General features: G+C 36.2%; 9 protein-coding genes. 7 read left to right on the forward strand and 2 right to left on the reverse strand.

Features of this window, described 5'->3' with window-relative positions; translation table 11 throughout:
• Positions 1-46: 46 nt before the first annotated feature.
• Together gltS and hutG are read right to left on the reverse strand one after the other, a co-directional pair.
• On the reverse strand, positions 47-1,228 hold the full coding sequence (gene gltS, locus MHH98_RS05440) for a sodium/glutamate symporter (protein WP_038187517.1): 1,182 nt from the start codon (positions 1,226-1,228) through the stop codon (positions 47-49).
• Positions 1,222-2,190, reverse strand: coding sequence for a formimidoylglutamase (gene hutG, locus MHH98_RS05445; protein ID WP_076034338.1), 969 nt, complete (start codon positions 2,188-2,190; stop codon positions 1,222-1,224). Before hutG ends, gltS begins: the two co-directional genes overlap by 7 nt.
• A gap of 132 nt (positions 2,191-2,322) precedes the next feature.
• On the opposite strand from hutG, the gene MHH98_RS05450 reads away from it, so the two are divergent.
• The 7 genes from MHH98_RS05450 (at position 2,323) to hemA (ending at position 12,031) form a co-directional block, all read left to right on the forward strand.
• Entirely contained in the window at positions 2,323-3,210 is an 888-nt protein-coding gene (locus tag MHH98_RS05450; protein WP_340712272.1) for a LysR family transcriptional regulator, read from the forward strand.
• Positions 3,211-3,454: 244 nt separating this feature from the next.
• Complete coding sequence (locus MHH98_RS05455; RefSeq protein WP_038187496.1) at positions 3,455-4,450, forward strand: tetratricopeptide repeat protein; 996 nt, start codon at positions 3,455-3,457, stop codon at positions 4,448-4,450.
• 105 nt (positions 4,451-4,555) lie between these two features.
• Positions 4,556-5,842 carry a trigger factor gene (gene tig, locus MHH98_RS05460; protein WP_038187494.1) on the forward strand — a complete coding sequence of 429 codons (1,287 nt, stop codon included), beginning with the start codon at positions 4,556-4,558 and terminating at the stop codon, positions 5,840-5,842.
• A 196-nt stretch (positions 5,843-6,038) separates the two neighbouring features.
• The gene (gene clpX, locus MHH98_RS05465; RefSeq protein WP_038187490.1) at positions 6,039-7,307 is read left to right on the forward strand and encodes an ATP-dependent protease ATP-binding subunit ClpX; all 1,269 of its coding nucleotides are present in this window, start codon (positions 6,039-6,041) and stop codon (positions 7,305-7,307) included.
• Positions 7,308-7,494: 187 nt separating this feature from the next.
• Complete coding sequence (gene lon, locus MHH98_RS05470) at positions 7,495-9,822, forward strand: endopeptidase La (RefSeq protein ID WP_038187488.1); 2,328 nt, start codon at positions 7,495-7,497, stop codon at positions 9,820-9,822.
• Positions 9,819-10,400 (forward strand): ribosome biogenesis GTP-binding protein YihA/YsxC, encoded by a 582-nt coding sequence (gene yihA / locus MHH98_RS05475; RefSeq protein WP_038187485.1) that lies wholly within the window; start codon positions 9,819-9,821, stop codon positions 10,398-10,400. The genes lon and yihA overlap by 4 nt, the downstream gene beginning before the upstream one ends.
• Before the next feature lie 266 nt (positions 10,401-10,666).
• Positions 10,667-12,031 (forward strand): glutamyl-tRNA reductase, encoded by a 1,365-nt coding sequence (gene hemA / locus MHH98_RS05480; protein ID WP_038187481.1) that lies wholly within the window; start codon positions 10,667-10,669, stop codon positions 12,029-12,031.
• Positions 12,032-12,126 lie beyond the last annotated feature (95 nt).

Consider the following 12,126-nt stretch of genomic DNA (forward strand, 5'->3'; position numbering starts at 1 on the left):
GAAAAAGTCAAAAAGACCGTCATCCAAATGGATAACGGTCCTATTATTATTTGAATAGATTAATGGTAGTGATAATGATTGGTATTGCAAAAACATCAATTAAAAATGCGCCAACGATTGGTACGATTAAAAATGCTTTACGAGATGGTCCGAAACGGTTTACAACAGCTGACATGTTAGCCATTGCATTTGGTGTTGCACCTAATCCGTGTCCAGCAAAACCAGCAACCATTACAGCAGCGTCGTAGTTTTTTCCAAGGATACGGAATAACACGAAGATACTAAATACGACGATAAATAATACTTGAACAAATACGATAGCAAATAATGGTAATGCTAAATCTGCGATTTCCCAAAGTTTAATACTCATTAATGCCATTGATAGGAAGATACCTAATGTCACGTCACCAATTAAGTTAACACTCTTCATATGAACTGAATGTGGTTTAATTTTATCTAAAACATTGCGTACAATGACAGCAGTAAACATAGCACCTACATATCCTGGAAGAACAAATCCTGTAGCTTCTGAGAATAATGTGCCTAAATATGTACCAACCGCCATACAGAATGTAATGATAAACACTTGGAATAGAAAAGATTCAGAAGTAATTGGATAGTCATCATCCTCGTGGCTAGCAACTTCCTCTTCTTCTGCAGGTTTCAAGTCGTGTTTAGTGATTAAATATTTAACAATCGGACCACCAATAAGACCGCCTGCTACAAGACCACATGTTGCAGCCGCAGCGCCAATTGTCATCGCTGAGGAAATTCCGAGATCCTCTAATGTTTGTCCGAACGCAGCGGCAGAACCATGTCCACCTTCCATTGATACAGCTCCAGCCATCATGCCAATTAGAGGGTCGATGCCAAATAATGATGCAAGTGAGACACCGATTACATTTTGCATAAGTGCTAAAAAGCCACAAGCTAGCCAATAAATGATTAGTAATTTCCCGCCAAGCTTTACTAATTTAAAACTTGCCCCTAAACCAACAGTCGTGAAAAAAGTAATCATAAACAAACTTTGTAAAGAGGTATCTAATGAAATTTCTAAAGTGCCCGTTGCTTGTAAAATAGTCGCAAGTGCTGCGAATATTAAGCCCCCAACAACCGGTGCTGGAATACAAAAACGCTGTAAAACCCCTATTTTTTTAATGATAAAGCTACCTAAAGTTAATAGAGCAACCGCTAAAAAGACGGTTGTTATTTGATTAATTTCTAACATCTACCATACCCCTTTATAAAAGAAACTATTGCTTCGTTGACGAAATATGCCCCTAATTTTGTCGTTCTTCCCCCTTCGTCTAACGATGGATTCACTTCACAAATATCAAATGACACCGTTTTGTCATCACTTGTCACAAATTGAATAATAGAACGTACAATTTGTGGAGATAAGCCAAACGGAGAAGGTGCACTAACACCAGGTGCAAATGCAGCGTTCAATACATCTGTACAAAGTGTTAGCAACACTGCGTCATGGTTATCGATAAATTCTTGTAACTCGCTTTTATAAAGTTGAGATGAATCAGTAAATAGCTCATCTTCATAGATGTAGTGAACACCAAGTTCATCTGCTTTTTCGAATAATTCCATTGTATTGCCATAACGTTGAATACCAAGTACAAAATAGCTAGCATTCATATCTTTTTCTAAAATTTGACGGAACATCGTACCAGATGATGGCTCAATTTCATATGAGCGCAAGTCAAAATGCGCATCAATATTGATTATGCCGAGTTTTTTATCCGGTCCAATCGCTTCTCTAATTCCTAAGTAATGGCCATATAGAGTTTCGTGACCTCCTCCGAGCACGATACACTTAGATTTAGAATTTAAAATTTTAGTAACAGCTTTACCTAGTTCAATTTGAGCTTCTTCAAGATGCGAACCTTTACATGCTATATTTCCAGCGTCCTGTAATTTACTTTCAGAAGGCAGTATCCAAGGCAAACTTGATAATGAGGATCTTATAGCATTAGGAGCAGCAGCTGCGCCAAGACGTCCTTGATTTCTTCTAACGCCTTCTTCACATTCAAAGCCAATAATAGTTGAAGTGGAAGTTGTACTTTCCTTGATTTCTTGAATATTAATTGGTTCGACTGCTTGATGGTATCGAAAACTCACTCGATTTGTCGGATGGTCTATACGACCTTGCCATTGTTCTTTAGTAATCATTGTATACATATATTTCACCTCAACGTTTAGAATAATTAAAATTGATTGTAAATTCATTATATATTTCATTAATTATAATTTCTAATATATAATTATTATAAAATAATAGTTAAAAACTATAAGTGGAGAGAGATAATAATTATGGATTTAAAAAGATTATATTATTTCATCACAATTGTGAATAATAAAAGTTACTCTAAAGCAGCTGAAAAACTACATATATCGCAACCTTCCTTAAGCAATGCAGTAAAGAAGCTAGAACATGAAGTTGGAGCACCTTTACTTGAAAGAAGTACTCGAAAATTTGTATTAACGGATGCAGGTGAATTGCTATATACGAGAGCAACTATCATGTTATCTCAAATGGATATTATGAATAAAGAAATGAAGGAAGTAATAGTTGGAGGAAAAGGTGAAATTGTACTTGGTATAATTGAATCACTTAAGACTTGGCTACCTAATTTGATCTATACCTATAAACAAAGTTACCCGGCTATGGTATTTAAGCTTTTTGATGTACTAAGCGTAGAGCATGTTAAACACTCTCTTCAAACATATAAATCACATGCAATCATTACGAATCAATTGATTTATGAGGAGGATATAGAATCGATTCCACTTTATAAGGAACGATTAGTAGCTGTGTTGCCTCAAGGACATCCACTAACAAAAAAAGCTAGTTTGAGCTTAGCTGATTTAGAGCAGGAATCATTCATTATTAGTACAGAAGGTTTTCAAACACGAATAGATATTATAAATGCCTTTAAAGTTGGGCAATTAAACTTAAACATTCAATTTGAGATAGAGCGTTTTGAAACAGCAGTTTCTTTAGTGAGAAATAATTTAGGGGTTACAATTGTCCCTGAAAATTATGTTATGGAGCCAATCGACAAAACAGTTGTCCAAAGACCGATTGATCATCCTTCCCTTGAAAGAACAGTCTATCTAGCATATATGAAAAATCGTCATCTTCCAGTAGCGATACAACACTTTTTACAGTCAGTTGAGCAGCATTTTACAGCCAATTAACCTGTGTAGTATATTTTGGAAGGTGACTTCGATTATATACGATAGAAGACGGTTATAATGGGAGAAAGTCGCCTTTGTTACTATGTGAGATATAGAGTTTCTACCTATATAAATATTGGAAGTAAAATCCTTTTTATTGAACTTGTTGCTTTGAACTTCCACTATCTAAGAGGGAATATGGGTGTGTAAAATGTTTTTGTGTATATGCAAAATATGATAAAATAGAGTGGGAGAGTGAGCACACATGCGAAAAAAACGACACAATATTCTAAAACAAGATAATGTCATTGTGTTTCCTGGAGCTATTAATAAACTAATAGCTGATGGGCATCACTATGCAGAGCATTATCAATATGACTTAGCTGTGCAAGCTCTTAGTGAAGCATTGCAGTATACTGAAGGCGATGAAAGTACGCTTAGTGTATATGCTTTCTCCTTATATGAAATACGAAATTTTGAAAAAGCGAAAGAGGCATGTGAGAAATTACTCGCGATAGGTCCTCATAAATACATAGAAGCGATGGAGTTATATCTCACTGTCTGCATGGAATTGAAAGAGTTCAATCAGGTAGAGGAATTAATCAGATCATTACTTGAAGAACAAGTCATTCCAGAGGAATCAATTCCTAAGTTTATTCGCTTGCAAGAACTTAATGCTCGTATAGCAGAGAATCTTATTCAGGCAGATGAGCCGGTAGTCGATCAGGAGATTGATAGTACAGCGTTACAACCAGATCATTTTTTCTCTTTATCTTATATGAAACAGTTTCAATTATTGCAGAGTATTCGACATGTTAATATTCGTCATATAAAAGAGGAAATTGTAGCCATTATCGAAGATGACCGAATCCACCCCTTACTTCAAAGTGAGGCATTGTTATTGCTAGTAAATCAACAAGTTGATACAACGGTGAAGGTTACAAAATTCAATGTTCTGTGTACGGTTAATCCTGTCGAGTTAGCAGAACCATCTGCCTTACCTGTTACAGAAGCGGTCTTGGCAATTGTTGAAGATGAGCTACAGCAAGAACCATCGGCATTAGATATGGTACAATATTTGATACAACGACATATTGTCGTAACTTATCCATTTGAATGGTTCGATTATGAAGCACGGGAAATAGCGGATGGCTACGTTGACTTTGTACATGCAATGTTCGGAGAAGTAAAGGAAACTGATTACGACTTGATGGACTTTTTCCACAAGCTTGAGCAACTTTCTGAACTGCCTGACGTATGAAATAAGTTGAAAGTATAGCTATCTATGATATACTAAAATGGTTGTCAAAATCGTAAAAACGAATGAATTGTCTAACATTTGAAATTATTTTTGGAGGTAGAATAAATGTCAGTGAAATGGGAAAAACAAGAAGGTAATACTGGATTATTAACAGTAGAAGTATCTGCTGAAAAAGTAAACGAAGCTTTAGATCAAGCTTTCAAAAAAGTAGTAAAACAAATTAACGTACCGGGCTTCCGTAAAGGTAAAATGCCTCGTCAAATGTTCGAACAACGTTTTGGTGTTGAATCATTATACCAAGATGCATTAGAAATCTTAGTAAATGGTAACTATCCATTAGCTCTTGATGAAGCTGGAGTAGAACCAGTTGATCAACCAGAAATCGACTTCGAAGCTATTAATAAAAACGAAGCGTTCACGTTCACAGCGAAAGTAACTGTTCGCCCAGAAGTAACTCTTGGTGACTACAAAGGTTTAGAAGTGACTAAACAAGACACTGCTGTAACTGATGAAGAAATTGAAGCTCAATTAAAAGAACAACAAGAACGTCTAGCTGAGCTAGTTGTTAAAGAAGATCAAGCAATCGTAACTGGCGATACTGCTGTTATCGATTTCGAAGGTTTCGTTGATGGCGAAGCATTCGAAGGCGGAAAAGGCGACAACTACTCACTTGAAATCGGTTCTGGTTCATTCATCCCAGGATTCGAAGAACAATTAGTAGGTGCAAAAACTGGCGAAGCTAAAGAAGTTGAAGTAACTTTCCCAGAAGAATACCATGCAGCTGAATTAGCTGGTAAAAAAGCTACTTTCAAAGTAACTATTAATGAAGTTAAAGGTAAAGAACTTCCTGAGCTAAACGATGATCTTGCAAAAGAAATCGATAGCGAAGTTGAAGGTTTAGATGCTCTACGTACTAAACTAAAAGAAAAAACTGCAGCTGAAAAAGCAACTGCTTCTGAAACAGCTTTACGTGATGAATTAGTAGAAAAAGCAGCAACTAACGCTTCTATGGATATTCCAGAAGCTATGATTAACACTGAAATTGATCGTATGATGCAAGAATTCACTCAACGCCTTCAAATGCAAGGTATGAATCTTGATCTTTACTACCAATTCTCAGGACAAGACGAAGCAGCTCTTCGTGGACAAATGAAAACTGACGCTGAAAGCCGCGTTCGTGTATCATTAGTTTTAGAAGCAATTGCTGAAGCAGAGAAAATCGAAGTAACTGAAGAAGATTTAACTGCTGAATTAGAAAAAATGTCTGCACAATTCGGTATGGATGCAGAACAAATTAAAACTGCTTTAGGTGGTACTCATGTTTTAGAACACGATATCAAAATCCAAAAAACAGTTGAGTTCCTAGCTGAAAACGCAAAAATTACTGAGTAATATTTAAATAGCATCATGAATTGATAGGACAAGGTACGTGGTTTTTAGCGTACCTTGTTTTATCACATACATAATTAGCACTTTGTAATACATAGAGAGAATTATAAAGCAAAGTGTTACAAGCTATACAAAATCATTATATTTGATAATGTTAACGTAATCTTGTAACATTATTGCTTGAATAGGGGTGAAATAATTGTTCAAATTTAATGACGAAAAAGGCAACTTAAAATGCTCATTCTGTGGCAAACCACAAGAACAAGTTCGTAAACTGGTTGCAGGACCAGGTGTATATATTTGTGATGAATGTATCGAGTTGTGTTCTGAAATCGTAGTTGAAGAACTAGGTACAGAAGAAGAAGTAGAATTAAAAGATATTCCGAAACCGAAAGAGATACTTGCAATTTTGGATGATTATGTCATCGGTCAAGAGCGTGCGAAAAAAGCCCTATCTGTTGCAGTGTATAATCACTATAAACGTGTAAACTCAAACAGTGTAATTGACGATGTAGAACTTTCAAAATCTAATATCGTGTTAATCGGCCCAACTGGTAGTGGTAAAACATTACTAGCCCAAACATTAGCGCGTATTATTGATGTACCGTTTGCTATTGCAGATGCTACATCCTTAACAGAAGCTGGTTATGTTGGTGAGGATGTAGAGAATATTCTACTTAAACTGATTCAATCTGCTGATTACGATATCGAACGTGCTGAAAAAGGGATTATTTATATTGATGAAATCGATAAAGTAGCCCGTAAATCAGAAAATCCATCGATTACACGTGATGTATCTGGTGAAGGTGTACAACAAGCGCTTCTGAAAATTTTAGAAGGCACAGTTGCTAGCGTTCCTCCTCAAGGTGGACGTAAACACCCACATCAAGAATTTATCCAAATCGATACAACTAATATTCTATTCATCGTTGGTGGAGCATTCGACGGAATTGAATCTATTATTAAGCGTCGTTTAGGTCAAAAAGTAATTGGCTTCGGTTCGAATGGTAAGAAAGACGAACTTGAAGATAATAACTTGATGAAATATTTAATCCCAGAAGATCTATTAAAATTCGGATTAATTCCTGAATTTATTGGTCGTCTTCCGGTTTTAGCAAGTCTTGAACAACTAGATGCGGAAACACTTGTTCAAATTTTAACTGAGCCTAAAAACGCGCTTTCTAAGCAATATCAAAAAATGCTAGCTCTTGATGACGTTGAACTTGAATTCAATCAAGATGCATTATTGGAAATTGCTAAAGAAGCAATCGAACGCAAAACAGGTGCTCGTGGTTTACGCTCAATTATTGAAAACATTATGTTAGATGTTATGTTTGAACTACCTTCTCGCGATGATATTGCAAAATGTATCATTACGAAAGAAACGATTACAGAAAAAGCTCGTCCAAAACTTTTACTTGAAGATGGAACTGAGTTAAAATCAGACAGCGAAAAAACATCTGCTTAATAACTGATTGAAAAGCTGGCTTCGAAAAAGTGCCAATCAGCACTACTCGAAAGCTGGCTTTTTTTAAAATTAATTTCAGTCGATAAACACTTATGAAGAGTGAAATTGAAATGGTAATCATTTCTGTAATTAATAATGTTTGATTTGCGGGTAAATCGGACAAAATCTAATGGAGGTGATCACCCGCATGACTGAAGTAAAAAGAACAAAAAATATCCCATTATTACCCTTAAGAGGTTTACTAGTTTATCCCACGATGGTATTACATATCGATGTAGGTCGAGAGCGCTCTGTTGCAGCTCTTGAACATGCAATGCTGGAAGATAATCTTATTTTCTTAGTCACTCAAAAAGAGATGAGCATTGAAAATCCTACGCTGGATGATTTATATACAGTCGGGACAGTCGCATATGTAAAACAAATGCTAAAGTTACCCAATGGAACAATTCGTGTTCTAGTTGAAGGTCTAAATCGTGCGAAAGTCGTTGATTATCGTGATGGAGAAGAATTTGCAGTTGTAGAAATTGAAAACTTTGAAGATTCAAAAACTGTAGATGCTGAAACAGAAGCCTTAATGCGTACTCTTTTAACTTATTTTGAAAAGTACTCGAAAGCTTCGAGTAAAGTAACAACAGAAACATATGATACTGTTGCTGATATTGAAGAACCAGGACGCTTTGCAGATATGGTTGCTTCTTATTTGCCGTTGAAAATTAATGGCAAACAAGAGATTCTTAAAATCATCGACGTAAAGGAGCGTTTGGAAATATTAATCCAACGTTTACATGATGAGCAAGAAGTATTGAATCTTGAGAAAAAGATTGGCTCTAAAGTAAAACGTGCAATGGAAAAAGCGCAAAAGGAATTCTATTTACGTGAACAAATGAAGGCTATTCAAACGGAACTTGGTGATCGTGAAGGCAAAACAGGTGAAGTATCTGAATTGAAAAAGAAAATTCAAGAATCAGGAATGCCTGAATCTACATTAAAAGCTGCGTATAAAGAATTGGATAGATACGAAAAATTGCCTGCAGCAGCAGCTGAAAGTGGCGTTATCCGTAGTTATATTGATTGGCTTGTTGCTTTACCATGGAAGGAAAAAACCGAAGATAGACATGATATTAAAATGGCAGAAAAAGTTTTAAATCGTGATCATGAAGGACTTGATAAAGTCAAAGAACGTATTCTTGAGTATTTATCAGTTCGACAATTAAAACAATCTTTACGTGGTCCTATTTTATGTTTGGCGGGACCTCCTGGAGTAGGTAAAACTTCTTTGGCAAAATCGATTGCAGAAGCTTTAAATCGTAAATTTGTCCGTATTTCACTTGGTGGTGTACGTGATGAGTCTGAAATTCGTGGGCACAGAAGAACTTACGTGGGTGCGATGCCAGGACGTATCATACAAGGTATGAAAAAGGCCGGTACAGTAAACCCTGTATTTTTACTTGATGAAATCGATAAGATGTCGAATGATTTCCGAGGAGATCCTTCAGCCGCTATGCTTGAAGTATTAGACCCAGAACAAAACAATTCATTTAGTGATCATTACATTGAAGAAACTTATGATTTATCAAATGTATTATTTGTTGCGACAGCAAATGATTTAAGTACGATTCCTGGTCCATTGCTTGATCGTATGGAGATTATAACTATCGCAGGTTATACAGAGCAAGAAAAGCATGAAATTTCGAAAAAACATCTTATTCCGAAACAACTGAAAGAGCATGGTATGTCAAAGACACAATTGCAAATTCGCGATGATGCTATTATTGATCTAATTCGATATTATACTCGCGAAGCAGGTGTTCGAGGATTAGAACGTCAAATTGCAACATTATGCCGTAAAGCAGCAATGCAAATTGTTGCGGGTGATAAAAAACGTGTGGTAATGGCGGCTAAGAATCTTGAAGATATTCTTGGGAAACATCGTTTCCATTACGGCCAAGCTGAAACAGAAAATCAAATAGGTGTGGCGACTGGGTTAGCGTATACAACAGTTGGTGGTGATACTTTACAGATTGAAGTGTCATTAACACCTGGTAAAGGCAAATTGCAGTTAACTGGTAAACTTGGAGACGTGATGAAGGAATCTGCTCAAACGGCTTTATCTTATGTCCGTTCAAAATCAGAGGACCTTAATATTGACCCGGAATTTTTTGACAAACATGATATTCACATTCATGTACCAGAAGGAGCCGTACCAAAAGATGGTCCATCAGCGGGGATTACAATGGTTACAGCTATAACTTCTGCAATAACGAAACGTCCAATCCGACGAGAAATTGGGATGACCGGTGAAGTGACGTTGCGTGGACGAGTATTACCAATTGGTGGTTTGAAAGAAAAAACGTTAGGGGCGCATCGTGCAGGCTTAACGACAATTATTTTACCGAAAGACAATGAACGCGATATTGATGATATACCAGATAGTGTTCGTGAACAGCTTTCATTTAAGATAGTGTCAAACGCAGATGAAGTACTGGAAATAGCGTTAGACGGAGGAGAAATATGAAAGTTAATAATGTAGAGATGGTCATTAGTGCAGTACGACCAGCACAATATCCAGAGGATGGTCTGCCAGAGTTCGCTTTGGCAGGACGTTCAAATGTAGGTAAGTCATCTTTTATCAATCGAATGATTGGACGTAAAAGTATGGCGCGTATTTCATCTAAACCAGGAAAAACTCAAACACTAAATTTTTATAAAATTGAAGAGCAATTGTTCTTTGTGGATGTTCCAGGTTATGGTTATGCGAAAGTTTCAAAATCTGAGCGTGAAGCTTGGGGACGAATGATCGAACAATATTTCACAAGCAGATCTCTATTAAAAGCGGTTGTGTTAATTGTGGATATTCGTCATAAACCAACAGTTGATGACTGTATGATGTATGATTTTTTGAAGCATTACAATATCCCATGTATCGTCGTTGCAACGAAAGCGGATAAAATTGTAAAAGGTAAATGGGAAAAGCATAAAAAAGTCGTGAAAGATGTATTGGACATGGATCCAAATGATCCGCTTATCTTATTTTCTTCTGAAAAAAGCATGGGTATGGACCAAGCTTGGGCAGAAATCGAAAAAAGAATGTAACAGTTTAATAGGAAGAGCGCGAGTGATAGTTGCTTGCGCTCTTTTGTTATGTAGTGAATAGTTATGTGCTCGTTTGGGGAAAATAATATATAAAGCAATAAGGTTGTTGTTCGACAAATTTTTTGATACACTTACATTATAATTATTCTAAATAAGACGCGTGCTATTATCATTCATATACCGTTCACAATTAAAACTAGCTGTGACGGACATTTATGCTATAATAGAAATCGTGAATTAGATGAACGTGAGAGGTGTATGATTTCATGCATACCATCGTAGTAGGCTTGAATTATAAGACAGCTCCAGTAGAGATTCGTGAAAAATTCTCATTTATTGAGAGTGAAATACCGAATGCTATGAGAGCTCTTCAAAGTGAAAAAAGCATATTAGAGAACGTAATTGTATCTACATGTAACCGAACAGAAGTGTATGCTGTTGTCGATCAATTGCATACCGGACGACACTATATAAAACAATTCCTGGCAGATTGGTTTAAAGTTCCTGTTGAAACTTTTTCTGCTCATTTATATATTCGTGAAGATGAACAGTCGATGGAGCATTTGTTCCGCGTAACTGCAGGGATAGATTCAATGGTACTTGGAGAAACGCAAATCCTTGGACAAGTGCGTACAAGCTTCTTGAATGGGCAAGAAATCGGTGCAACTGGTACTGTTTACAATAAACTATTTAAGCAAGCTATTACATTTGCAAAACGCGCGCATGGTGAAACAGCTATCGGCGAAAATGCAGTGTCTGTTTCTTATGCGGCAGTAGAACTTGCTAAGAAAATCTTCGGCTCATTACAACAAAAACATGTTGCTATTTTAGGCGCAGGTAAAATGGGTGAGTTAGCTACTCAAAATTTGTATGGTAGTGGTGTTGGTAAAGTAACGGTGATTAACCGTACATTTGAGAAGGCGGAATTACTTGCCTCTAAATTTGAAGGAACAGCAAAATCAATGCAAGAGCTACAATGCACACTTCTTGAAGCTGATATTTTAATCAGTTCAACTGGTGCGACAGACTATGTTATTGATTTTGAATTAATGCAATTTGTAGAACGTTTAAGAAAAGGAAAACCATTATTTATGGTAGATATCGCTGTACCTCGTGACTTAGATCCGCGTATTGGCGATTTACCAAATGTTTTCCTATATGATATTGATGATTTACAAGGCATAGTTGAGGCGAACCTAGCTGAGCGTGAACGTGCTGCTAAGCAAATTTCGTCAATGATTGACACTGAAATTCATGAATTCCAAGACTGGTTATCAACACTTGGTGTTGTACCTGTAATTGCTGCGCTTCGTAAAAAAGCAGCAACAATTCAAGAGGAAACAATGCAAAGTATTGAAAACAAAATGCCTGATTTAACAGAACGTGAGAAAAAAGTGTTAAGTAAACATACGAAATCAATTATCAATCAATTATTAAAAGAACCAATTTTGCAAGCTAAGGAAATGGCTAGTTCAGCAAAAGCAAATGAACAATTACAGCTTTTCCAACAAATTTTCGGAATTGAGAATGATGTGCAAGATGAAGTGAAAAAACACCAATTAGAAGAAAAAAATCGAATGCAAAAAATAGCAGAAGAAGCACAATCTTCTAGTCCTGGATTATCATATTAATGAAATTTGTTTAGGAGGCGTTTTCGTATCTGTATGGTAAACTAATAGATGCGAAATCGTCTTTTTTTCGAGATAAAGTTAAAAATAAAGGAGTA

It is taken from the genome of Viridibacillus sp. FSL H8-0110, assembly GCF_038003565.1.
Classification (GTDB): domain Bacteria; phylum Bacillota; class Bacilli; order Bacillales_A; family Planococcaceae; genus Viridibacillus; species Viridibacillus arenosi.